20 protein-coding genes are annotated in these 24,170 nt (G+C 43.1%); 15 read left to right on the top strand and 5 right to left on the bottom strand.

Annotation, left to right across the window (positions count from 1 at the left end):
- From ACTCNA_RS12175 to pyrF, 4 genes are all read left to right on the top strand, one after another.
- The coding region (locus tag ACTCNA_RS12175) for a nucleotidyltransferase family protein (RefSeq protein ID WP_462948192.1) at positions 1 to 235 on the top strand (235 nt) is incomplete at its 5' end.
- A complete protein-coding gene (locus ACTCNA_RS12170; protein ID WP_462948191.1) occupies positions 219 to 554 on the top strand; it encodes a HepT-like ribonuclease domain-containing protein in 336 nt (111 codons plus the stop codon). The genes ACTCNA_RS12175 and ACTCNA_RS12170, both read left to right, overlap by 17 nt.
- Before the next feature lie 18 nt (positions 555 to 572).
- A complete protein-coding gene (gene prfA / locus ACTCNA_RS12165; protein WP_073166536.1) occupies positions 573 to 1,658 on the top strand; it encodes a peptide chain release factor 1 in 1,086 nt (361 codons plus the stop codon).
- A 128-nt stretch (positions 1,659 to 1,786) separates the two neighbouring features.
- Positions 1,787 to 2,617, top strand: a complete 831-nt coding sequence (gene pyrF / locus ACTCNA_RS12160) for an orotidine-5'-phosphate decarboxylase (protein ID WP_462948190.1) — start codon at positions 1,787 to 1,789, stop codon at positions 2,615 to 2,617.
- A gap of 65 nt (positions 2,618 to 2,682) precedes the next feature.
- On the opposite strand, the gene ACTCNA_RS12155 is transcribed toward pyrF, so the two are convergent.
- From ACTCNA_RS12155 to ACTCNA_RS12145, 3 genes are all read right to left on the bottom strand, one after another.
- On the bottom strand, positions 2,683 to 4,029 hold the full coding sequence (locus ACTCNA_RS12155) for an NAD(P)/FAD-dependent oxidoreductase (RefSeq protein WP_462948189.1): 1,347 nt from the start codon (positions 4,027 to 4,029) through the stop codon (positions 2,683 to 2,685).
- 128 nt (positions 4,030 to 4,157) lie between these two features.
- Positions 4,158 to 7,928, bottom strand: coding sequence for a beta-galactosidase small subunit-related protein (locus ACTCNA_RS12150; RefSeq protein WP_462948188.1), 3,771 nt, complete (start codon positions 7,926 to 7,928; stop codon positions 4,158 to 4,160).
- Between the two features lie 97 nt (positions 7,929 to 8,025).
- Positions 8,026 to 8,892 (bottom strand): AraC family transcriptional regulator, encoded by an 867-nt coding sequence (locus ACTCNA_RS12145; RefSeq protein ID WP_462948187.1) that lies wholly within the window; start codon positions 8,890 to 8,892, stop codon positions 8,026 to 8,028.
- A 364-nt stretch (positions 8,893 to 9,256) separates the two neighbouring features.
- Here ACTCNA_RS12145 and ACTCNA_RS12140 point away from each other — a divergent pair, with 364 nt between their 5' ends.
- The 7 genes from ACTCNA_RS12140 to ACTCNA_RS12110 all read left to right on the top strand — a co-directional run bounded on the left by ACTCNA_RS12140 (position 9,257) and on the right by ACTCNA_RS12110 (position 17,566).
- Positions 9,257 to 10,501, top strand: a complete 1,245-nt coding sequence (locus ACTCNA_RS12140; protein ID WP_462948186.1) for a DUF6807 domain-containing protein — start codon at positions 9,257 to 9,259, stop codon at positions 10,499 to 10,501.
- Between the two features lie 79 nt (positions 10,502 to 10,580).
- Complete coding sequence (locus tag ACTCNA_RS12135) at positions 10,581 to 10,973, top strand: GxxExxY protein (protein WP_462948185.1); 393 nt, start codon at positions 10,581 to 10,583, stop codon at positions 10,971 to 10,973.
- Positions 10,974 to 11,078: 105 nt separating this feature from the next.
- Complete coding sequence (locus ACTCNA_RS12130; protein WP_462948184.1) at positions 11,079 to 11,972, top strand: DUF6807 domain-containing protein; 894 nt, start codon at positions 11,079 to 11,081, stop codon at positions 11,970 to 11,972.
- A 53-nt stretch (positions 11,973 to 12,025) separates the two neighbouring features.
- Positions 12,026 to 12,379 carry a four helix bundle protein gene (locus ACTCNA_RS12125; RefSeq protein ID WP_462948183.1) on the top strand — a complete coding sequence of 118 codons (354 nt, stop codon included), beginning with the start codon at positions 12,026 to 12,028 and terminating at the stop codon, positions 12,377 to 12,379.
- 78 nt (positions 12,380 to 12,457) lie between these two features.
- Positions 12,458 to 13,822 (top strand): Gfo/Idh/MocA family protein, encoded by a 1,365-nt coding sequence (locus ACTCNA_RS12120; RefSeq protein ID WP_462948182.1) that lies wholly within the window; start codon positions 12,458 to 12,460, stop codon positions 13,820 to 13,822.
- A 127-nt stretch (positions 13,823 to 13,949) separates the two neighbouring features.
- Complete coding sequence (locus ACTCNA_RS12115; RefSeq protein WP_462948181.1) at positions 13,950 to 16,004, top strand: DUF2264 domain-containing protein; 2,055 nt, start codon at positions 13,950 to 13,952, stop codon at positions 16,002 to 16,004.
- A 161-nt stretch (positions 16,005 to 16,165) separates the two neighbouring features.
- The gene (locus ACTCNA_RS12110; protein WP_462948180.1) at positions 16,166 to 17,566 is read left to right on the top strand and encodes a putative oxidoreductase C-terminal domain-containing protein; all 1,401 of its coding nucleotides are present in this window, start codon (positions 16,166 to 16,168) and stop codon (positions 17,564 to 17,566) included.
- A gap of 5 nt (positions 17,567 to 17,571) precedes the next feature.
- On the opposite strand, the gene ACTCNA_RS12105 is transcribed toward ACTCNA_RS12110, so the two are convergent.
- Positions 17,572 to 18,201 (bottom strand): O-methyltransferase, encoded by a 630-nt coding sequence (locus ACTCNA_RS12105; protein WP_462948179.1) that lies wholly within the window; start codon positions 18,199 to 18,201, stop codon positions 17,572 to 17,574.
- A gap of 296 nt (positions 18,202 to 18,497) precedes the next feature.
- Positions 18,498 to 19,727, bottom strand: coding sequence for a M16 family metallopeptidase (locus ACTCNA_RS12100; RefSeq protein ID WP_462948178.1), 1,230 nt, complete (start codon positions 19,725 to 19,727; stop codon positions 18,498 to 18,500).
- Between the two features lie 156 nt (positions 19,728 to 19,883).
- Between ACTCNA_RS12100 and ACTCNA_RS12095 the strand changes: the two genes are divergently transcribed.
- The 4 genes from ACTCNA_RS12095 to ACTCNA_RS12080 all read left to right on the top strand — a co-directional run bounded on the left by ACTCNA_RS12095 (position 19,884) and on the right by ACTCNA_RS12080 (position 24,156).
- A complete protein-coding gene (locus ACTCNA_RS12095) occupies positions 19,884 to 20,276 on the top strand; it encodes a hypothetical protein (protein ID WP_462948177.1) in 393 nt (130 codons plus the stop codon).
- A 75-nt stretch (positions 20,277 to 20,351) separates the two neighbouring features.
- Positions 20,352 to 20,708, top strand: coding sequence for a TolC family protein (locus ACTCNA_RS12090; RefSeq protein ID WP_462948193.1), 357 nt, complete (start codon positions 20,352 to 20,354; stop codon positions 20,706 to 20,708).
- Between the two features lie 80 nt (positions 20,709 to 20,788).
- Positions 20,789 to 22,033 carry a PHP domain-containing protein gene (locus ACTCNA_RS12085; RefSeq protein WP_462948176.1) on the top strand — a complete coding sequence of 415 codons (1,245 nt, stop codon included), beginning with the start codon at positions 20,789 to 20,791 and terminating at the stop codon, positions 22,031 to 22,033.
- A gap of 146 nt (positions 22,034 to 22,179) precedes the next feature.
- On the top strand, positions 22,180 to 24,156 hold the full coding sequence (locus ACTCNA_RS12080; protein ID WP_462948175.1) for an SDR family NAD(P)-dependent oxidoreductase: 1,977 nt from the start codon (positions 22,180 to 22,182) through the stop codon (positions 24,154 to 24,156).
- The last annotated feature ends 14 nt before the right edge of the window (positions 24,157 to 24,170 follow it).

Here is a 24,170-nt window from a genome sequence, read left to right as displayed (position 1 = left end):
TGGTTCTGCTGTTTCGGGTAATTTTGATGAAAAAAGTGACCTTGATTTTCTGATTCGCTTTCAATCGGATTTGGATCCATTGGAAAAAGGAGAATTGTGGTGGAATCTGCATGATAGACTAAGAGATTTTTTTAACCGTGAGATAGATATTGTCACTGAAAATTCTCTTAAAAACCCATATTTCATAAAAGAGCTTGATGAAACAAAAAAGTTAATTTATGAAAAACAGAATTAAAAAATTACTTTTCGATATACTTACGGCTATTGATAATATTGACAGTTATATCGGAGAAAATAAAAAATTTGAAAACTACGAAAATAACCCAATGCTGCAGGATGCAGTTGAGCGAAACCTGGAAATAATTGGAGAGGCAATGAATAATTTATTGATGCACGATTCTTCAATAAAAATTACAAATTCACGGAGAATTGTGGATGCAAGGAATAAAATAATTCATGGTTATGATGAAATTGAAAATTCGCAGATTTGGGGTATAATTATCAATCATCTTCCGGTTTTAAAAGAAGAAGTTGAGAATTATTTAAAAAGTTAAATAGACAGAAATTACACTATGGCAGAATACGCATTATTAGAAAAACATGAATCGATAAAACACCGCTTCGAAGAGGTGCAGCAAATGATTACCGATCCGGAAATTATTGCTGACATGAAGCGCTATGTAAAACTGAACCAGGAATATAAAAGCCTGGAAAAATTACTTGCAGTTTTTAAAGAATATAAAAACCTGATTGACAACCTTGAGTCAGGAAAGGAGATGCTCGCAGAAGAATCGGACGAAGAACTGCGCGAGATGGCACGCGAGGAAATGGAAATAGCCGAAGAAAAAATACCGGAAAAAGAGCAGGAGATAAAAATGTTACTGGTGCCTTCGGATCCTGAAGACGATAAAAACGCCATTCTGGAAATCCGTGCCGGTACAGGCGGCGACGAAGCCAGCATTTTTGCCGGCGACCTGTTCCGCATGTACTCTAAATTCTGCGAGAAAAAAGGCTGGAAAATGGAAGTCACAAATATAAACGAGGGAACAGCCGGTGGCTACAAGGAAATTGTTACCAAGGTGAGCGGAAGCGGAGTTTACGGAATTCTGAAATACGAATCGGGTGTGCACCGGGTTCAGCGCGTTCCGCAAACCGAAACCCAGGGACGTGTGCACACATCGGCTGCCACGGTGGCAGTTTTGCCCGAAGCCGAAGAGTTCGATGTGGAACTGAAAGAATCCGACATTAAAAAAGATACGTACTGTTCTTCCGGGCCAGGCGGACAGTCGGTAAACACCACCTACTCGGCCATCCGGTTAACGCACATTCCCACTGGTATTGTAGTAACCTGCCAGGATGAAAAGTCGCAGTTAAAGAACCTGGCCAAGGCAATGAACGAATTGCGCACGCGTATTTACAATATGGAGTACCAAAAATATATCGACGAAATTTCATCGAAGCGGAAAACCATGGTTTCCACCGGCGACCGCTCGGCGAAAATTCGTACCTACAACTGGCCGCAGGGACGTGTGACTGACCATCGCATTAACCTGACCATGTACAACCTGCAGGCAATTATTAATGGCGACATCGACGAAATCATCGAAAAACTGATGATTGAAGAGAACGCCCAGAAACTGAAAGAGGCCGAGATTTAAAGCCCCATCCTGACCTTCCCCAATGGGGAAGGAAAAAAGAATTAGAATTGATTTTACGTTTTGCGACAAATATCTCAGAAAATAATTTGCTAATCTTCCCCCTTTGGGGGAATTAAGGGGGCTTTTTTATGAACCAGCAACAACTCTTCCAACAAATCCAAAAAAAACGTAGTTTCCTTTGTGTAGGTCTCGATACCGATATTCAAAGAGTACCGAAAAATTTACTGAATGCGGCTGATCCGGTTTTGGCATTCAACAGAAAAATTATTGATGCCACTGCGGATTATACAGTCGCCTATAAACCCAACATCGCTTTCTACGAAAGTTTGGGCTGGAAAGGCTGGCATACGCTCGAAAAAACAGTGGAGTATTTAAAATCGAAATATCCTGAAATTTTCCTGATCGCCGATGCCAAACGCGGCGATATTGGAAACACCTCGGATTTATACGCCCGTGCCTTTTTTGAACAGCTGGATTTTGATGCCGTTACCGTTGCACCATACATGGGAGAAGATTCGGTAAAACCGTTTATGAGCTATCCAGAAAAGTGGGTAATTTTACTTGCACTCACCTCCAACAAAGGCGCAGCCGATTTTCAATATTTAAAAGATGAAGAATCTGGTGACCAGCTCTTTGAATCAGTGCTGAAAACATCCCAAAATTGGGGCACGCCTGAAAACATGATGTACGTAGTTGGCGCTACAAAAGCCGAGAAGCTGAAAGAGATCCGGCAAATTGTTCCCGACCATTTCCTCTTGGTTCCCGGAGTGGGTGCACAGGGAGGAAGTTTGCAGGAGGTAGCCACGAACGGCATGAACAGCCAGTGTGGCTTGCTCGTAAATTCCTCGCGCGGAATTATTTATGCTTCCGGCGAGAAAGACTTTGCTAAAAAAGCGGGGGAAGCAGCCAAAGCGGTTCAGCAGGAAATGGAACTATTGCTGAAAGAAAAAGGATTATAGCGATTGGCGGGGGCGAACCCTGAAAATCACTATAATCCTTCATCGTTCTCAGCGCATTCTTTCGGTTACATCAATCCTTTTAACATTCCCTGGTAATACATTGGTTTCAGGCCGTGAGCCTTGAGTACCCACCACATGCCACGTTCCACTCCGGGATCGATAAACGGAATTGTAGGATTCAGCTCTTTCCCGTAGCCAAATTCACACATCAGCACCTTGCCGTATTCGGTTACAATAGGACAGGCTGTATAACCATCGTATTTTTCGGTGGGTTCTTTTCCTTCCATTATCGAAACCAGGTTTGCAGCAGCAATGGGAGCCTGCATGCGGATGGCTGCTCCGGTTTTACTGGTTGCAAGTCCTGCCGCATCGCCCAAAACCATTATGTTTTTATAATCGGGATGAACCAGTGTTTCCTGGTCAACTTTTACCCAGCCACCGTGGCGGAGTTCGCCCTCGGTAATCGGAAGCGGTGAGTTGCGCACAAAATCCGGCGTTCCCATAGGCGGGGTAACATGCAGAAAATCGTAATCTACTGTAACTAATTCGGTTTCTGCACTTATTGGTAACTTCGCCTGGGTAGGTTCTTTCAATACCTGAAAAACTGCTTTTTTGGCAGCACTATCCACTGAAACCAACCGGCGTTTGTAATGCACATCTATTTTGCGTTCATCGTACAAATGCTGAAGCCGGTCGCCAAAAATGGCAGGTGTCATTAAATTGGTTGAATTGCAGTAGTAATCAAACTGAAAACCTTGCCTGCTCTCCTCTTTTTTAAGGTAGTCCTCTGTTAAAAGGGTGATTTTTTTGGGAGCGCCGCCGCATTTCAACTTGGTGTAGGTGTCCGTAAAAACGAGCCTTCCTTCCTTTTTTGAAGGAAGTTTTTGCAACGCTTCATAACATTTTTTCGCCCCATTGTAATCGTAAATGGAATGAACATCACCCTTGCCAAGCATGTCTTTCGACAATCCTTCGATTTGTTCATAATCCGTAACACAACCGGGAACAAGTACCAAAAAGTCGTAATCAACTTTTCCGTTTTGGGCGGTAATTACCGAATTGTTATCTGGTTTCAATTCCGTTACCCTGTCTTTCATCCACGTCACTCCTCTGGGGATTAATTCCTTCGTGGGTTTTAAAATTTCATCAGGGGTAAAAGTCCCAGAAGCAATTAAAGTGTAACCCGGCTGATAATGATGAATTTCGTTGGGTTCGATGATGGTGATGTCATCATACCTGAGTTGGTCACTAAGATAGGCGGCCATGGTTATTCCTGCAGCACCGCCTCCTACAATTACAATTTTCGCTTTAACCTTGCTCTCTGAAAAAAAATCAAAGGCTCTTTCTGTAACAACTAAACCGCCAAGGCCCACTGCCCCGGCAGTAATAAATTTTCTTCTGCTAATCATCATCTTTACTTTTTATGGTTTATAATTGGTTCTTTGAATAGGTAGGTAAAACCTACAGCAAGTATAATTGTCATCCCCATAAAAAATGATGAGATATCTCTGGTTACAGGAAATTTTACATTTTATTAAAGCTAAAACGGTTTAATCGTTAACCTGTAATTGCGCACCCCCGGCATCACCCGGTATTGTTGCAGTTGACGATTGGCGGTTCCTCCTACTCCCGAAACTTCATAATCCACATTCAAAATGGTGTTGGGCGCTTTTTCCAGTTGATACGAATACATCGCCCGCGAAAGGTTATCGGTGGAATATTTATGCAAGCTGAAGTTGAGCAGTTCATCGCTTTGGATAAGCAATCCTTTTCCTTTTTCGTTTTGAATTTTCAGCCAGCGCACATCGGTGCGGTTGCCGTATTCCTGCGGAATGATGTATGGCACAAACATTTCATCGACATCCGAATTGTAAACGCCAACTTTTGCACCAGTTTTGCGGTCTGGGTAGGTTTCAAACGGGCCGCGGCCATACCACTCCACATTGCTAAATTCTTTTGGCAACTGAAATTGCAGCCCGGCCTTTTGCAACATGTCGGGCATCGGGCCGTGTGGAATGATTTTCTGTTCCAGGTGAATGGTTCCGTCAGCCGAAATGGTCCAGATTTCATTCCGTTCGAATGCCGAAAAATTGCCTCCCCAGTTTAACCTGCGGTTGGCCGGGAGCGACGAATTGGACCAGGCTTTGATTTCAATCACCACATTACTATCCGCTTTTTTAATTTGAATATCATCTGCCTGCACTTTCAAATCGCGCATACCCAATGTCCTGAGTTGATTGTCGATGCTTCGGCCAAAACCGGGAGTCATTTTACCCTCTTCAAACATGTAGCTTCCCCACGGGTCAATGTCGTTGGCAATGGGCGCGCGCCAAACCATAAATTCAGGTCCCTGCTCAACGTACTCTTTCCCATCAAACTGAAGGGATGTAAAACGTCCCGAATTTTTATCAATCGTATAATTGAAATTATCTCCTCTCAAAAGGATTTCAAATCCCGTTTCCTCTACCTGAACCTCACCTGTTTTGGTTGCATTTTCTTCAGTTTTACCGGACGATGGCAAAACAAACTGCTCCCAGGCAATTTCATGGCCTGCATCCGCCCAGCTTTTGTCTTCCTTCAACTGAAATGAAACCGTCAGTATTCTTTCACCTTCGGCATCCTCCTGGTTGTAAGGAATTTCAAATTTGCCCGATTGCTGTGCCGGCAGTTCAATAAACAAATTTCCCTGCTGAACAACTTCACCATCTACCTGAAGTTGCCAGCTTCCATCAAGTTCACTCAGGTTTTTAAAATGATGGTAGTTGGTAATTTTAACCAACCCCTTCATTGCATCAACCATTTCAAAACCAACCGGCTGCCCCGATTTCTTGATCTGGTGAATTTCGGGCTGAATTTCGCGATCGGGCCAGATAATTCCGTAGGTTCTCCCGCCTAAACCAACCGAGAAAAATTCTTCGCCGGTTTTTGTGTCATTTTCAAAATCGAGCGCAAGCACGGCATCGTTGTGCCCCATCTGAAATTCTCCAACCGAAACTGCCTTGTCAAAAACCTTCACTTCGTCGATTACCATTTTCGATATTCGGCCAGAATGTTCGCCCTGATCCTGTGTTTCAGCTTCGCGGCCAATACAAAGCGGGAAAGGTGTGGAACTGATATTTCCGCTGAATTCAGTTTCAGTAACTAATTCTTCATCAATAAAAAGTTTCAATTCTTCGCCGTTGTAAATTCCGGCAATGTGGTGCCAGTTTCCGTAAAAATCATCGCCTACTTTTGTTTTTGCTGAAATTCGCTTCCCGGAATGGATATAAAACTCGAGCGTTTCCGGATTTTCCATTCGAATTCCGTACTGATATTTTCCTTTCATCAGGAACTCATTGGGTTGGGGGATTTCAAACGGTTTCACCCAAAACCCGATGGAAATTTCTTTACCTGCAATATCGAGGCTGGGAGCGCGGTAAAACTCCACCCAGTCGTCATGTCCCGAGAATTCGAGCCCCCGACCATTTTTGCCATTGGTAAAAATTGGACGTCCCATAATCTGGCCATCATTTTTTGCAGGCGAAGCATCTGGCAGGATCCATCGTGTGGTTGTCAATCCCGGACTTATCCAATCCCAGATAGCACCACCGGTGAGTCGCGGATATTTTCGAATAAACTGCCAGTATTCATCCATTCCGCCCAAACCGTTTCCGGTAGCTGCCAGGTACTCATCCATGTATGATTGCCGGTTGTCGTCTTCGGGCAAAATTTTCCCTTCGGCCAGGTTTTTATAATCGATGGGCACCCAGTAGCGCGGCCCCACCAAATCTTCGAAAGGAATAAAAAACTGGTTGCCGCCATACATCCAGGCGGGCCTGCTCGGATCGATTTCCTTGCCGGTTTCAATCACCGCTTTAATATTATCGCCACTTCCTGATTCGTTTCCGGCGCTCCACACAATCACCGATGGGTGGTTCCGGTCTCGGTAAACCAGTTTACGGCTGCGGTCTTTGTACATTTCTGTCCACGCCGGGTTTTCCGATAGTTGCGTATTTGCATGCGCTTCATCGCCCACTTCATCAAAAATATATATTCCCAGTTCGTTGGCCAGCTCCAAATATTCCGGTGTTGGCGGGTAGTGACATGTGCGGACATTGTTAATATTGAATTGCTTCATAATCAGCAAATCTTTTTTCAGGGTTTCCAGCGGAACCGCCTGCCCGTGGTCAGGATGATGCATGTGGCTATTCACTCCATTCAGTTTTACCGGAACGCCATTCACTGTTAAAATGTGGTTTTTGTATTCCACTTCGCGAAAGCCGATTTTCTTTGTGAAAGCTTCGATGGTTTCCCCGTTCTCATCTTTTAACTGAATGAGCAGTGTATATAAATTCGGAAATTCCGCCGACCATTTTTTAGGGTTTTCAACCAAAGATGAAAGGGTTACTTTTTGTGATGCATTTTCGGCAATTTTAAAATTCATGGACTGAATGCCGTTGTTTAAAATCGATCGATTATTAACATCCAGCACATCCACTTCAACTGAAAAGGCAGAATTTTCTTCGACTTTGCTTAGAATATCCAAATCAACAGCAAGCTTTGCATCCTCGTAATTTTCATCCAAATCGGTGGTTACATAAAAATCGTGGATAAACGTTTTGGGCTGAGCATACAGTTTTACATCGCGGTAGATACCCGACAGCCGCCACATGTCCTGGTTCTCGAGATACGATCCGTCGGAGAAGCGAATAACCTGCACCGACAAATCGTTTTTTCCGGTTTTAATAAACGGAGTAATGTTAAATTCTGCCGGCTCAAAACCGCCCTGGTTGTACCCCACGCGTTTGCCATTCACCCAAATGCAGGAGGCCGATTTTATTCCTTCGAACCGAAGCATCACTTCCTTTTCATCCCAATCGCGCGGCACGTTAAATGAACGTTTATAGCAGCCAACCGGGTTGTAATAATCGGGAATGTTGGGAGGCTGACTTTCAAAAGTTAGCGCTACATTTCGGAATTTCGGATGGCCGTAGCCTTCCATTTGCCAGTTGGACGGAACCTTAATTTCATCCCATTCGCTCACACTGAAATCCGGTTTCCAAAATCCTTCGGGAACTTCACCGGGCGTTTCTACCCATTTGAATTTCCAGGTGCCGTTCAGCAACTGAAGATTTTTACACTTCGAAGGATCGTCCTCAAGCGCTGCTTCTTTTGAAGCAAAAGGCACATGAAAAGCGTGTGGTGCGGTTTGCCCTTTTTCAAAAACAGCAGGATTTTGCCAGTCATCGGGAAGAAACTCAACTTCCTGGGAATGGACAACAACTCCGTTCAGAAATAAAAAAATCGGGGTGAGAAAAAGATTACGGTTCATGACATCAGGTTTAATATTAGATAGTAAAGCTATAAAATTAGTGATTATAGTTCACCCGACATTCAGCAATTTTACAATTTCACAGTTTTACAATTTTTTATTCATGAAACCGCTGAAAATACTCCGTTGGGGTCATTTGGGTGTGGCGTTTGAAGGTGCGGTTAAAGTTAGACAAATTGTTGAAACCACTTTCGAAGCATACCTGGGTAACCGAGAGTTTTCCTTCTATTATAAGTTTGCAGGCATAGCTGATTCGTAAATCGGTTACGTACTCCGATAACGATTTTCCTGTTTTCTCTTTAAAAAACCGGCAAAATGCAGACGGATGCAGATGTGCAATTTCGGCCACTTTTTCCAGTTTAATTTTTTGCTGATATTGGGTTGTAAGCAGGTGCAACACTTTAGTCAGCCTGTCGTCTGTAAAATCATGATTCTGTTGATGGTATAATTCGCCGGCCAGCAACCTGTATTCTTCGGTTTTAGCCAGTTCGTGCAGTAATTTCAGCAACTGAATCACACGGTCGAACCCTGAGCTTTGGGCAATTTTAATCACCTGTTTGCCGGCTTCCTCAGCAAACTGAGGCAAGAAACGTATTCCCCGCGACGAACGACTAAACAATTCCTGGATGACATGGAATTCCGGGTAATCGAAAAGCGATGCACGAAACAGATCACCGGGGAATTGAATGACTATATAATTTATAAGTTCATTGCTGTCGGGGGCGTGGTATTTTTCATCACTTCGCCAAAAGTGTGGCAGATTGCTGCCCAGCATGGCCAAATCGCCTGACTCAAATTGTTCGGCATTATCGGCAACAAAACTGGTTCCTGTACCTTCAATCACGTACAAAATCTCATATTCGCTGTGAAAATGCCAGGGATAAGTAAAATGCGGCATTTTTCGCCATTTCACTTTAATAGCCGAACGAAGCGGAAAATCAATATGCTCCTGCATCACTTTCATCAAATAAAATTACTGAAAATGTTAAAACAGTACAAATACCTGCTAAAAAAATACTGTTATGCAAATCACAGATTACCTAAATTTGAAAAGTAAATATTAATTATAACAGACCAACATGGCAGTTGCTTCTGGAAACCGTTACAAAATTCAGCATTCAATGGATTGAGTACCAAAAAGAGATGTTCCCGACAATAAATATTAAAGCGTTTAAGGAGACAATTGATGAAGAAAATCAAACCACATAAGGCACATAGGACACATCAGAGCATTAAAAAATCTTATGTGCTCTACTGTGCCTATGTGGTTAAAAAAAGTTTTGTTTTATTGGAGAATGTGAGGCATAATGAGACATAAATAGAAAAATATGAAAAAAATAATCTGTTTGTTATTGGCAATTACCGCTATGCAGTTAAATGCTCAGGAAATCACAAAGTTCAGTATTCAAATCGATAAAAACAGGATTGATGCACCTGTTTCGGTTTCGCTGGATGGGTTAAATTACAACACCGACGAAGGAAACCTGGTTTTGTATGAAATCTCAGAAAAAGGCGAAACGGCTGTTCCCTGCCAGTTGGAGAGCGGACATTCAGCCAGGCTTTGGTTTATTTTAAAAGGTGAATCAGAAAAAGGAGCTTCACGCGAATTTGTGTTAAAACAGGAAGTTGAAGCAAAAGCTGTAAGATCCAGGTTTTCAGTAAAAAGAAATCAAAAAGATTTGAGCCTATTGCAAAACGAAAAACCAATTTTGAATTACCGTTTTGAAACCACTTTCCCGCCCGAGGGAGTAAATTCGCTTTACCAGCGTTCCGGGTTCATCCATCCGCTTTGGTCGCCCGGTGGCGAAGCGCTCACCCGCATTCAGCCACCGGACCATTACCACCATTACGGAATCTGGGGGCCGTGGACAAAAACCCACATTGGCGATCGCGAAGTGGATTTCTGGAACCTGGCGAAAGGACAGGGCACCGTTAAATTTGCCGGATTTTTGTCACAAACTGAAGGCAACGTATTTAGCGGGTTCAAAGCTTTGCAACAACACATCGATTTTGGCGCCATTGGACCGGATCAAATTGCAATGAATGAAATTCTGGATGTGCGGGTATGGAATATTTCAGATGATATTCGTGTAATCGACTACACCACAATTTTGAACAGTCCGCTTGAAAACGGAATTATGCTCGATGCTTACCGTTACGGTGGCGGAATTGGTTTCCGGGCTACTGAAAAATGGCATAAAGACAATTGCACGGTGCTGACTTCCGACGGAAAAACCCGGGCCGATGCCGATGGTTCCTACGCCCGCTGGTGCATTGTTGAAGGTGAATCGGAAACCGAAGAAGGCCGCTCGGGAATCCTGTTCCTGAGCCACCCGTCGAACCGGATGCACCCAGAACCCATGCGAGTTTGGCCGTTAGATGCCAACGGAGGACGCGGCGATATGTATTTCGAGTTTGTGCCGATTCGTCATGATGATTGGAAATTGAATCCGCATCAAAATTACACGCTGAAATACCGAATGATTGTTTTTGACGGCGAAATGGATGCCGAAACTGCCGAAATGTACTGGAACAGCTTTGCGGAAATGCCGCAAATTAAAATTAAAAAATAATCTGTGAATCTGTGGCTGGGGAAATAGCCACAGATTCACAGATTTAGTATGTTTTCCTTGTGACATTAAGAAAGAAAAAATGAATCAACATTACGATGAAAATAAATATCCGCTGCAAAAGGAGAGTTACGAAATAATCGGGATTTGCATGGAAGTACATCGGATTTTAGGCAAGGGATTTCTTGAAATTGTGTATAAAGACGCTCTGGAATATGAATTCACAAAAAAGGGAATTCCGTATGAACGCGAAAAAAAGTATGAAATTGAATACAAAGACATTATTCTGCCGCATCATTTTTATGCCGATTTTGTAGTTGATGATAAAATTATTCTTGAGGCAAAAGCACAACAGGGAATTGTTGAAAATCATTACAAATGGGTCATTAATTACCTTGCAGCATCAAAATGTAAATTGGGTTTAATTGTAAACTTTGGAGAAGATTCATTAATAACAAAACGAGTTATTTTATAATCTGTGACATTGTATAAAACAAATACAATCTGTGAATCTGTGGCGATATTTCCTGTTTTTGCCACAGATTCACAGATTAAAATAAAAACATAAAAATAAATTAGAATGAAAAAAATTATCTCAACCTCTCTAATTCTTTTAGCCACGATATCTGTGGCATTTACCCAACCAAAGATTACCGCCGAAAAAGTGGGCGATAAAATTGAATTCAGGGCAAACGGAAGTCTTATTACAAGTTACATCGTATCGGAATTTGAAAAATATCCTTTCTTTTTTCCGGTGAATGGCCCTTCAAAAGCCAATGTAACTTCCATGCGAAATTCGCTTTATCCACATCACAGCTCCTTATTTTTTGGCTGCGACAGGGTAAATGGCGGCAACTACTGGCAGGAAGGGTTGGAACGTGGACAAATTGTTTCGCTTCGAGCCGATATTTTAGAAAGTGGTGCAGAAAAAGCAGTAATTGAAAACGAATGCATCTGGAAACGTCCTGGCACCGATGCTCCGATTAAGGATAAACGCATCATTTCTGTGTCTGTACCATCGGAGGATAAATACCAGATTGACTTTGAAGTAACGATGGAAATGCTGATGGATGTTACCATTCAAAAAACAAACCACTCGCTTTTTAGTGGAAGGATGGACATGGATTTGGCTGTTGTAAATGGTGGCACCATGATCAATGCCGAAGGGGAAACCGGTGAAGACGACACCTTTGGTAAACGTTCGGCATGGATGGATTACTATGGCGAGCGGATGGGTAAAAAAGAAGGAATAGCCATTCTGCAACACCCTTCAAATGAGTGGTTCCCTGCTCCCTGGTTTACCCGCGATTATGGATTTTTCTCGCCTACACCAATGTACTGGCCGGAAAATGACAAGAATATTACCCTGAAAAAAGGAGAGCAAATTAAGTTACGGTACCGGGTAATAGTCCATTTGGGAGATCACAAGGAAGCGGATATTGCAGGAGAATTTGAGAAGTATGGAAGAGAGTAGGAAGTTGGAAGCACGAAGCGGGAAGTAGGAAGTTGGAAGTAAAATCTAAGTAAATGAATGGTTTTAAGTTTGAAAAATTGATTATTTGGCAGCGTGCAATGGAATTGGGCGAAAATATTAATGGATTGTCTGATAGTTTTCCTCAAAAAGAAATTTATAATCTGTCTTCCCAGATTAGAAGAGCTGCAGACTCTGTTGCATTAAACATTGCCGAAGGATCAATTGTGCAATCTTCACCTGAATACAAAAAATTTCTTGGATACTCCATTCGTTCGCTTGCAGAAGTAGTAACTTGTTTATATAAAGCTAAAAACAGAAAGTATATTGCTGATAATGAATTCGAGGAGCATTATGGAACTTGTTTTAATCTCATGAATATGCTGATTTCTTTCAGAAACAAAATTTAAAAGAAGCAGTTAGTTCATGAACTTCGCGCTTCAGTCCCGAGAAAATAATAGATATTTAAAATTATAAAATTTATAACCATGAAAAGAAGAAATTTTCTGAAAAACACAGCCGCCACAACTGCCGGAGCTATGGTAATTCCTACCATTGTTCCTTCTACTGTATTTGGGGAAAATGCACCGAGCAATAAAATAAATATCGGACAAATTGGATGCGGCCGGATTGCCCGTAGCCATGACATGCCGGGCGTGTTACAATATGATGTGGCACGAATGGTTGCTGTTTCGGATGTGGACAGCAAACGCATGGCCGACGGTAAAAAGCTGGTGGAAGACTTTTACAAAGAAAAAGGAACCAGCGTGGATGCAAAAATGTACGACGATTACAAAGAGATGCTGCTGAACAAAGACATCGACGCGGTAGTCATCAGCACCCCCGACCACTGGCATTCGCAACCCGCCATTGAAGCAGCCCTTGCCGGAAAGGACATTTACCTGCAAAAACCCACTTCGCTTACTGTAGAGGAAGGGCGGTTGTTGAGCGATATCGTTCACCGGCAGGGCTCAATTTTGCAGGTAGGTACACAGCAACGTTCGTCGGCACAGTTTCGCAGAGCGGCCGAGCTTGTTCGCAATGGCAGGATCGGAAAAATTCACACCGTAAAAATTGGTTTGCCGGGCGATCCGTCAGGCCCTGTCTTTGAAGCCGGACCGGTGCCATCCAACCTGAATTTTGACATGTGGCTCGGTTCAACTCCTGAAATTCAGTACAAAGAGAAACTGGTACACCCGCAGGAAGGATACAGCCGGCCAGGTTGGTTACGACATGAAAACTACGGCGCCGGAATGATTACCGGCTGGGGACAGCACCACTACGATTCAGCAGCATGGGGAATGGACACGGAGCACACAGGCCCGGTTTCAGTAGAGGCCGTGGCCCAGTTCCCAAAATTTGGCGACTGGAACGTGCACGGCGATTTTATGGTAAAACAGGAATACGATAACGGGATAACCGTTTATACCAGCGGTGGTTTCCCTAATGGAATCCGCTACGAAGGAACCGACGGATGGATTTTTGTAACCCGCGGCGCATACCGGGCAACCGACAGCGACCCGATTCCAGAAGGGAGCACAAAAGCACTTGATGCCAGCAGCGAAGACATATTGCGTTCCGAAATCGGTGAAAATGAAATACACTTGTATGTAAGCGAAGAACAACACGGCAATTGGCTCGACTGTGTACAATCGCGCAAGCAGCCCATCTCACCTGTTGAAATTGGGCACCGTGCCTGCACGGTTTGTTTAATTAGTCACATTGCCATGAAGGTACCCGGAATATTAAAATGGGACCCGGAAGCTGAAAAATTTGTGGACAACGATTTGGCCAACTCCATGCTGAGCCGTCCGCAACGGTATCCATACGGAACCGATTATGTGAAAAGGTAAAACGAAACCCCATAACCAGTTTTTAAGTACGCAAGCAAAAGATTAAAATAATAACCACATAGTCACATAGTTCACAATAGTAAAAAACTATGTGGCTCTATGTGGCTATGTGGTAAAAAACTAACAGATGAAAAAAGCATTCGAAGTAAATAATCCGGATTACAATTTAAGCCCGTTAACAGGTATGACAAAGCAGCATTATGTTGATTTGGCAAAATATTTATTAACAAGGGCTTTTAAACATATCGATTCTATTGATCAGCCGTTAAGTTTTCCAAAAGTGCCCGGCAAAACCTATCCCCAGCCCAACGCACCGGATTGGAGATACCGATCTGCCGAATTTGAAGCGCTTGAACGGACATTTACCCTGGCCGGTCCGCTCATTCATGTTGAACCGGAGGTGGAAATCAACAACATCAAACTCAGGGATTATTACAAACTGCAAATCTACAATGCTTTTACACCGGGGCATCCCAACTCCATTCCTTTGCCTGAAGATTTACCCGACTCAAATTATCAGTTTACCTGCGAATTCGGCGGGTTGTTCAAAACATTGCTTCTCATGCCCGACACCATCTGGAATGAATACACCGAAAAAGAAAAAAATGACATGGTGGAATGTATCTCAAAATGGGGGCATCACCGGACAACGCAAAATAACTGGCGGATTTTCAATATTGTTACGCTTTCATTTCTGAAAAAACAGGGTTACGAAATTGACGATGGTTTGCTAAAAAGCCACCTTTTGTGGGTAGCTTCCTACCACTCAGGAGATGGCTGGTACCTCGAGCAAACCTACAACTACTATTCAATCAGCCTTTTCATTGTTTATACTACTATTTGGAACAGAACTTTCGGCGATGAACATTATCCCGAAATCGCAGAAATAATTGAAAAATCGGCCCAGAAACTGATGGAGTCGCTCACCAGTTTTTTCGGACGAGACGGATACATCAACATGTGGGCGAGAAGTATTTGCTACCGCACCTGGGTTTCAGGTGCTTTCCCCATTGCTTTTATGCTGAAAGACAAATCGCTTCTTGATCCGGGATGGGCCCGGAGGCTTTGCTCCGGTTCACTGCTTCAGTTTGTTACAAAAGAAGGATTTTACTACAACGATATTCCCAGCCTTGGTTTTTATATTCAAAAAGAGTATATGCTTCAAAACTACAGCTGCGCCGGCAGCCCGTTTATCATGTTTCTGCCGTTTATTTGCCTTGCCCTGCCTGACGACTCCCCGTTCTGGACGGCAAAAGAAAACGACGGGATGTGGGAAGAACTGGGAAACAATTCAAAAAGGACAGTCCTGGAAAGCCCGGGATTAGTACTTGTAAACCACGGTAAAACGGGAACCTCCGAGATTGTTCCCGGGAAAGTGTACTACGATGATCCGAATTATTCAAAACTGGCGTATAATACACATTTCCCATGGGAAGATCATAATCCGGACGGGGGAACAGCAATGGAATATAGTTTCAGGAGCCAGGATCCCAGGGATGTCAGGGGCGATGACATTAACTTCTACCTGACCGGAAAAACCGTTGAAAATGATTCGGACAGAAACAGGAAATATACCATTTCGCAAAGCATGCTTTTTAACGGTGTGAAAGAAGGTGTTTTATATCGCCAGGCCATAATGCGCAAACCGCCAAACAACGGGGTTGGGTATATTATTGATCTGGCTGAAATAACTATTCCCGGCGGAGTAATCAGGGTGGATCGCACCCGACTTGCGTTTGAACATGAGTTGACACTTGGCAATTTCGGGTTGCCCCATTTAAACGGAGTCGAAGCACAGGTAAATCAATTTGAAGATAAAACGAAAAAAACAATAACTGCATCGGTTCCGGGACGGCAGGTGGCATTGATTGCATATCATGGTTGGGACAAGCTGAACAGCTTAGTCCATAATAACCGGAATGCCGAAGCCGATGACAGCACCGTGGTTTATGCATATAAAAAGCGAATGGCAAAAAATCCGCCAATGGAGCTGATGATTACTGCCCTGCTGCACAAAACAGACGACAGTGAATGGACAGAAGAAGAATTATCACCGGTAAAAAATATTGAAATCCTGGATATAATGCCGGGCCTTTCGCCATTGGGAGCAATTATCACACTCAATAACAGTGAAAAATATACAGTTGACTTTAAAGACATTGACGGGCACAGAACGTGTTGATGCCTGCCTCAAAATCACCTGAGGTAAAGTTACATTTTGAAAAGGAGGCAATAAATGTTTAAATTTTATAATTCAGGTTATTAGCTGATCATTGCTGTTATTAAATTTAAAATTATATTTTTGTGTGTACGTACACGGAAATTTTTAAAAATCAATAAATAATGAACAAAATTTCAATAGTTGTTCTTGTTGCCGTTGTTCTGGCGGCATGTTCAGGAGGCACTAATTCATCACAAACCGAAAAAACAGAACCCATGTTTACAGGTGCAAAAAATGAAGTAAAAATTATGACCCTTGATCCGGGGCATTTTCATGCGGCGCTGGTTCAAAAATATATGTACGAACAGGTTGATCCCACTGTTCATGTGTATGCACCCGAGGGACCTGACGTGCAGGGGCACCTCGATTTGATTAACAGCTACAATACACGTGCTGAAAATCCGACATCGTGGGAAGAAAAAGTATATACCGGTCCAGACTTCCTGGAAAAAATGCTGGAGGAAAAACCCGGCAACGTGATGGTTACTGCCGGAAACAATGCGAAAAAAACGGACTATATTTTCAAAACAGTTGAAGCGGGGATAAATGTGCTGGCCGATAAACCAATGGTTATTGCGCCTGAAAAATTCCCTTTGCTCGAAAAAGCGTTTGAAACTGCAGCGGAAAATAACGTACTGCTGTACGACATTATGACTGAGCGCCACGAAATTACTACCATTCTGCAGCGGGAACTTTCACAACTTCCCGAAGTTTTTGGGGAGCTTGAAAAAGGAACAATTGAAGAACCGGCTATTACCCAAGAAAGTGTGCATCACTTTTTTAAATATGTATCCGGAAGCGCCCTGAAACGACCTGCATGGTTTTTCGATACAGAACAGCAAGGCGAGGGAATAGTTGACGTAGGTACCCACCTGGTTGATTTAATTCAATGGGAAGTTTTCCCGGAAGAAATTCTGAGCAAATCAGATGTAAACATGCTGTCGGCAAAACGCTGGGCTACCGAGATGACACCCGAAATGTTCGAAAAAGTGACCAAGCTCGATGAGTACCCCGACTACCTGCAGAAAGATGTGGAAGACGGTGTTTTAAAAGTGTACAGCAACGGGGAAATCAATTACACACTGAAAGGTGTTCACGCCAAAGTTTCTGTTATCTGGAATTTTCAGGCACCTGAAGGTGCCGGCGACACGCATTACTCCATCATGCGCGGCACTAAATGCAACCTCATCATCAGGCAGGGCGAAAAAGAGGGATACAAACCTCAACTTTACATTGAAGCAAATTCCGGTATCGATATTAAAGAATTTGCCGGAAGCCTTTACAATGGTGTTCAGGGATTAACATCTAAATATCCGGAAATTGAACTGGAAAAACTGAGCGATACAAAATGGAAACTAAACATTCCTGAAGAATTGAAAGTTGGCCACGAAGCTCATTTCGGCCAGGTAACCGAAAAATATCTGCAGTATCTGGTTGACGGGAAATTACCTGAATGGGAAGTTCCGAACATGATTGTGAAATACTATACTACCACCGAAGGTTTAAAAATGGCCAGGGAATAGAGGATTTATTTCTTCCGGATGATGGTCAGTCCGTCGCGCAACGGCAGAATGACTTTTTCGATCCTCGAATCCGTTTTAACCATTTTGTTGAATGCGATGATTCCTCTTGTCTGCGCATCATCTGGCGAGGGCTGTTCCAGTACTTTGCCATTCCAGAGTGTGTTGTCGGCAATTATGTACCCTCCGGTACGTACTTTCTCAAAAACCAGGTTGTAATAATCTGCATATTCGCGTTTGTCGGCATCCAGGAAAACGAGGTCGAATGTTTCGTCGATTTCCGGAATAATTTCCAGCGCCGGTCCAATTCGTTGCACGATTTTTTCGGCCAGCCCGGCTTTTTTAAAATATTTTGCTGAAAGATATTCCAGTTCATCGTTCATTTCAATGGTAATCAGCTTGCCGGTTTTCGTTAATCCTTTGGCCAGGCAAATTGCCGAGTACCCCGTAAAAGTACCCACCTCCAGAATTTTTTCAGGTTGAATCATTTTCGACAGCATGGTGAGCACCTGCCCTTGCAAATTCCCCGACAGCATCCGGGCACCCAGTACTTTCAGGTGGGTTTCGCGGTCGAGCTCCAGCAAAACCGGATCTTCTTCATCAATATGATCCAAAATGTATTTTTCCAACTCTTTCATTTTTCAATGCTTTTATTAAAATGTTATACCGGGTTTTCATCAAATTCATTATGCATATTGGAGACTATGTTGGTAATTTCCAATATCCAATTTTCAAATCACAAATAATATCCAATTTTCAATCACAATAAACTCCAAAATTTATCTTGTTTCGAAATTGGTTATTTGTCTTTTGGAATTTATTTGAAATTTGTTTTTTGTTGCTTGCGAATTCTGAACAAACAATTTGTAATGCAAATCTTTTATTAACAACCTGTTTCAGCATCATATTTAAACACATACAGACAAAAACTTAATTACCTGTAAACAATCCGGCTCAACTGATCAGGCTGTAAAATTTCGTTGGCAGTCTCCAGCAAATCAGATGGTGTAATCGCTTCAATTTTTTTGAAAATGGTTCGCATCGGTTCCACCTTGTTAAAAAGCAGGTAGCTTTTCCCGATGGTCAGCATCAAATCCTCACGGTTTTCGGTTGAAATGGCAATTTGCCCAATTATCTGCTTTTGAGCTTTTCGCAGCTGAACTGTTCCAAGCTTTTTCTCGCGTAACAGTTTAAATTCTTTCAAAACCAGGTCGGTTGCCTTTTCCAGGTTTTCGCGATCGGTGCCAAAATACACGTTAAACAGGCCGGTATCGGTATAGGCCGTGTAGCCCGACTCGATGTTGTAAGCCATTCCCTTTCGCTCGCGCAGCGCCATGTTCAGCCGCGAATTCATTGCCTGGCCGCCAATAATATTGTTCAGCAAAACCATGATAATCCGTTTCGGATGCAAAATATCGTAGGCTACATTTCCAATAACACAATGCGACTGAAAAGTGTCTTTTTCCATAATCCGGATTCCGGGGATGTAATTCCGGAAACGTTCCCTCCCGTTTTGGCGCTTATTGGCCGTTGCAAAACCGAAATATTTTTCAATCAGTTTTACCAGTTTGGCAAAATCAATTTTCCCCACCGAACTGATAACCATTTGGTCAGTGTGATAATTATTCTGAATAAAACGAAGAATAGACTGGCGGTTCAGCCGGTTTAAGTTTTCGGGGGTTCCCAGGATATTTCGCGCAATGGGATGGCCGTTGTAAACCAACTCTTCAAATTCATCAAAAATCAGTTCCGAGGGCGAATCTTTATACGAATTGATTTCTTCAAAAATTACTTCCTTTTCACGGTTCAGCTCTTTTTCCGGATACACGCTGTTAAAGAGGATGTCGCTCAGCAACTCGGCAGTTCTATCGTAAAACTCCGCTAAAAATGTAGAAAACAAAGTTGTTTCTTCTTTGGTGGTGTAAGCGTTCAGCTCGCCGCCAACATCCTCAATGCGGCTTAAAATATGAAATGCCCTGCGTTTTTGAGTGCCCTTAAAAACCGAGTGCTCTATAAAATGGGCCAGGCCATGCTCTTCCGGCTCCTCATCACGCGAACCGGTGTTAATGAGAATGCCGAGATGGCCAACCGGCGAATCGGTTGGTTTGTGAATGAGCCGGATACCATTTTGAAGTGTATGTGTCAGAAATTCAGTTTCTACCATTGAATTTTATTAATCAGCCTGCAAAAGTACGAAAAGTAATGTGCAACACAAATACCAGAAAATTTGACTGCAGGGTAAACAAAATTGTGACTTTCTTCCTTAATAGTTTGAGCGCACAATTTTTATGTGTTTCATATATTGTTATTTCGGCACCTGATGAAATTAAAGAATATCATATCTCTGTTGCTGCTAACGGTTTATTCAATCGTGCTGGCATATAATTTCATCCCGCACCATCATCATTATGAACTGGCTTCCAATTCGGAAACAACTTGCCAGATAGAAAAGGAACAAAATCAGTGTTGTAACGATTTTTCGGTTCAGGATAACGAGCATGAAAACCATTCGCATAACTCATGCAGCTTCAACGAAAAAATAATTTTAACAAAGTCGGATAATTTTCCATCGTTATATTTTCCGGCGAAGGTAATTTCCATTGTTTTTTCTGAACCGGCCAAACAATCGTTTGCCGAACAGTATATTCCCATTCAACTGCCCGATCGGCACCCGCACCACATTCAACTCAGGGGCTCTCCCTGCATGGCCTGATTTTTTGCCATCCTGAAATTGAATTTTACACTTTTCAAAACCTGAAAACACTTAGTTTTTTTTGGTTTCAAAGGAATTGCACTGGAAGTCAGTATTCCGCTGTGGGAAAATAAAAACACGGTAAAACTGGCCCGTTTGCAGCAAAAAGTTGCCGAAAAAGTGGCTGCCGATGCGCGGGTGCAAAGTTACAACCGGCTGAAAACCCATTACGAAAAAGCAAAACGGCTGCAGGAAACATTGGCTGATTACACGAAAGTGCTGGAATCGGTCAATTCAACCCATTTGCTGAAAAAAGCGCTCGATGCCGGTGAAATATCGTTGATTGAGTACATGATGGAACTTTCGTTGTATTACGATACCATCGATAATATTCTTTCCATCAAAAATGAGTTGCACCAGGAACTGGCCGGGTTGTATTTTTATGGAATGTAAGTTTTTTAAAACAGGATACCAAAGGACAGGCTTTTTGAGCAGCTTTTATTAATTTGCAGGATTAATAAATCCGTGTAAAAATGGAACAAAAAGAGAGTATTTTCACATCACTCCCAAATGAAAAGGAATTATTGAGTTGGTATCAAAACCAGCCGGAAGAATCCAAAACTGTTCCGGACATCAACGGGCACATTCACACACCCCACTCGTTCAGTGCTTTCTCCGATATCGAACTGGCTTTTCAGATGGCCAAGACAGAAGGAATCAGCGTGCTGGGAATCAACGATTTTTTCACTACCGCCGGGTATGATGAATTTGCCAAGCTGGCTGAAAAATTTAAAGTTTTCCCACTGTTCAATATTGAATTTATAGCATTGCAGCAGGATTTGCAGCAGGCCGGAATCCGCGTGAACGACCCGAATAATCCCGGCCGCACTTACTTTAGCGGGAAAGGGCTGCGCTATCCGGTACAAATGAGCAGCGAATCGGAAGCAGCAATCAGAAAACTTCAGCAAAACAGCAATGCACAGGCATACCAAATGGTTGAGAAACTGAATACCTTTTTTGCTGAAAATCAAATCGAGCTGCATTTTGATGTGGCCGAACTGCACGAAAATCTGGCAAAAGAACTGTTCCGCGAGCGGCACATTGCCCAGGCTATTCGCACAACCATTTTTGAAAAAAAGAATACCCAGGATGGCAGAAAACGATTGTTCGAGAAAATCTTTTCAGGAAAAGAGCTGAAAGCACCTATCGGGAAAATGGCCATGGTAGAAAATGAAATCCGTAGCAACCTGCTTAAAGTCGGCGGCCCCGCTTTTGTGAAAGAAAACCCGGATGAATTTTTGTCGCTTGAGCAAGTTACGGATATCATCACCGATGCTGGCGGAATTCCCTGTTATCCTGTTCTGCTCGACGATGCAAAAGGGAACTTCACCGATTTTGAAGCCGACAAAGAAAAACTCCTGCAAACCTTCAGGGAAAAAGATATCTGGGCCATTGAATTAATTCCGGGCCGCAACAATTTTGAAATTCTGAAAGATTTTGTGAGTTTCTTTCACAAAAACGACTTCATTATTACGTTTGGCACCGAACACAACACCCCGCAGCTCGATCCGCTGAAAGTAACCTGCCGCGGCGGTGTGAATCTGGATGGTGAACTGAAACAAATTAATTACGAAGGGGCTGCTGTTATCGCCGCCCACCAGTATTTGCAGGCCAATGGAAAAGAAGGTTACCTGAAAGATAAAAAGGCGAGAGTGGCTGAAAAAGAGAAATTTATGGAATTGGGGAAAGCAGTGATAAACCACTTTTTGAAACAATGAAAATAAAAGCGGTGTCAAAACCAACAGAATGTTACATAGGATTTGATGAATATTTTGTTGTTTGTATGATATAAAATATTCATCAAATCGGGTCATATTAAAAATACAATTGTCACCGCTAAAGCACGGTGCTAATAGAAAAAACCATGAAACCGGAAATAAAAAAATTAATAGACGTTTCAAGATTTTACGGGCAAAAAAAAGAGTATGTGATTGCCGGAGGCGGGAACACTTCTTTTAAAGACGACAAACACCTTTGGATTAAAGCAAGTGGCGTTAACCTGGGAGACATCGACGAGAATGGATTTTGCGTACTCGACCGCCGGAAACTGAACGAAATCCCTAACCAGAAATTTTCTGACGACCCGGTTCAACGGGAAGATGAAGTAAAAAATGCCCTGCTCAACAGCCGCGTTGATCCCGGCTCCGGATTGCGCCCGTCGGTGGAAACATCGCTGCACAATTTGTTCAGTTACAAATTTGTTGTACACACCCATTCAACTCTTGTCAACGGCCTCATGTGCAGCAATCAGGCAGCGCAAAAAACTACTGAAATTTTTGGTGAAGAAGTGCTTTACATTCCCTATTCCGACCCGGGTTTTGTGCTTTTTAAAATCATTGCAGAAAAAATTGAGGAATACAACCAAAAGTTTAAGCGCGATCCGCAAATTGTGCTGATTCAGAACCACGGAATTTTTGTGGCCGCCAATTCGGTTGATGAAATAAACGCCATCTATTCCGATGTGGCAGAAAAGCTGAAAGGCACTTTTGACCAATTCCCGGAAAATGCAGAGGCACCCGTCTCTAAAAAACTAACCGGTGTACTTCCGGCCATCCGCATGTTACTTTCGGATGAAAAATTGAAAGTGGCCACCGCTTTCAATAGCTTAGCCATAAAAAAATACATTTCCGGCAAAGAGGCTTTCAAGGCTGGCATCTCCCGTCCGTTCAATCCCGACCAGATGGTTTACTGCCTGTCGGAATACCTGTTTATTGAAAGCTGCTCATCAGAAGAAGAAATAATTGAGGAGGTAAGTACCAAAATTGCAGAATTTAAATCGCGCCGCGGAATACTCCCGAAAATTATTTTTATTCAGAATGAAGGCGCAATTGCTGTCGAAGACTCTGCCGTTTCCATTGGACATTTAAAAGTCATGGTGAACGATTTTTGCCAAATCAGCAATCTTTCGGAAAGTTTTGGTGGTCCGCATCCCCTCACAGGCGAACAGGCTGCTTTTATCGAAAGCTGGGAAGTGGAAAATTACCGCAAAAAAGTGATGCTGGGCAGCCAACCGATGGGGTGTGTGGAGAACAAATCAATTATTGTTACCGGTGCTGCACAGGGGTTTGGGGCAGGCATTGCCGAAATTCTTTTCAACCAGGGTGCCAACATTGTGGTTGCCGACCTGAACGAGGAGAAAGGGCGCGAATTTGCCGAACAGCTCAATGCTGGAAAAACCAAAAACAGGGCCCGCTTTGTTAAAGTAAATGTGGCCGAAGCCACCTCGGTGGAAAGCATGGTGAGCGAAACCGTGCTGCATTTTGGCGGACTGGATGTATTGATTTCCAACGCCGGAATTCTGCACGCCGGCAGTCTCGACGAGATGAATCAGGAAACATTTGAATTGATGACCAAAGTAAATTACACGGGTTACTTTCTTTGCGCCAAATACGCTAAACCGGTGATGAGGCTGCAACATTCAGTCAGGCCCAACCATTTTATGGACATCATACAAATCAATTCAAAATCAGGATTGAAGGGCAGCAATAAAAATTTCGCCTATGCCGGAGGAAAATTTGGCGGAATCGGCCTCACTCAATCATTTGCGCTTGAACTGATGCCATTCAATATAAAAGTAAATTCCATTTGCCCGGGCAACTTTTTCGACGGTCCGCTGTGGAGCGACCCCGAAAAAGGGCTTTTTGTGCAGTACCTGAAAGCAGGGAAAGTGCCGGGCGCCAAAACTATTGCCGACGTTAAAGCGTTTTATGAAGCGCAGGTGCCAGCCGGTCGTGGTTGCACACCCGACGACGTGGCCAAAGCCATTTTCTACGTCATCGAACAGCAATATGAAACCGGTCAGGCAGTACCGGTAACCGGAGGACAGAATATGTTGAAGTAAAGATAGCTTCGAGC

It is taken from the genome of Tangfeifania sp. (assembly GCF_055108615.1).
This window is presented reverse-complemented; position numbering and strand designations above follow the sequence as displayed.

Bases quoted from the DNA above. Each gene is read 5' to 3' on its own strand.
- ACTCNA_RS12170 (WP_462948191.1), top strand. From the start codon at position 219: ATGAAAAACAGAATTAAAAAATTACTTTTCGATATACTTACGGCTATT.
- prfA (WP_073166536.1), top strand. From the start codon at position 573: ATGGCAGAATACGCATTATTAGAAAAACATGAATCGATAAAACACCGC.
- pyrF (WP_462948190.1), top strand. From the start codon at position 1,787: ATGAACCAGCAACAACTCTTCCAACAAATCCAAAAAAAACGTAGTTTC.
- ACTCNA_RS12155 (WP_462948189.1), bottom strand. From the start codon at position 4,029: ATGATGATTAGCAGAAGAAAATTTATTACTGCCGGGGCAGTGGGCCTT.
- ACTCNA_RS12150 (WP_462948188.1), bottom strand. From the start codon at position 7,928: ATGAACCGTAATCTTTTTCTCACCCCGATTTTTTTATTTCTGAACGGA.
- ACTCNA_RS12145 (WP_462948187.1), bottom strand. From the start codon at position 8,892: ATGAAAGTGATGCAGGAGCATATTGATTTTCCGCTTCGTTCGGCTATT.
- ACTCNA_RS12140 (WP_462948186.1), top strand. From the start codon at position 9,257: ATGAAAAAAATAATCTGTTTGTTATTGGCAATTACCGCTATGCAGTTA.
- ACTCNA_RS12135 (WP_462948185.1), top strand. From the start codon at position 10,581: ATGAATCAACATTACGATGAAAATAAATATCCGCTGCAAAAGGAGAGT.
- ACTCNA_RS12130 (WP_462948184.1), top strand. From the start codon at position 11,079: ATGAAAAAAATTATCTCAACCTCTCTAATTCTTTTAGCCACGATATCT.
- ACTCNA_RS12125 (WP_462948183.1), top strand. From the start codon at position 12,026: ATGAATGGTTTTAAGTTTGAAAAATTGATTATTTGGCAGCGTGCAATG.
- ACTCNA_RS12120 (WP_462948182.1), top strand. From the start codon at position 12,458: ATGAAAAGAAGAAATTTTCTGAAAAACACAGCCGCCACAACTGCCGGA.
- ACTCNA_RS12115 (WP_462948181.1), top strand. From the start codon at position 13,950: ATGAAAAAAGCATTCGAAGTAAATAATCCGGATTACAATTTAAGCCCG.
- ACTCNA_RS12110 (WP_462948180.1), top strand. From the start codon at position 16,166: ATGAACAAAATTTCAATAGTTGTTCTTGTTGCCGTTGTTCTGGCGGCA.
- ACTCNA_RS12105 (WP_462948179.1), bottom strand. From the start codon at position 18,201: ATGAAAGAGTTGGAAAAATACATTTTGGATCATATTGATGAAGAAGAT.
- ACTCNA_RS12100 (WP_462948178.1), bottom strand. From the start codon at position 19,727: ATGGTAGAAACTGAATTTCTGACACATACACTTCAAAATGGTATCCGG.
- ACTCNA_RS12095 (WP_462948177.1), top strand. From the start codon at position 19,884: ATGAAATTAAAGAATATCATATCTCTGTTGCTGCTAACGGTTTATTCA.
- ACTCNA_RS12085 (WP_462948176.1), top strand. From the start codon at position 20,789: ATGGAACAAAAAGAGAGTATTTTCACATCACTCCCAAATGAAAAGGAA.
- ACTCNA_RS12080 (WP_462948175.1), top strand. From the start codon at position 22,180: ATGAAACCGGAAATAAAAAAATTAATAGACGTTTCAAGATTTTACGGG.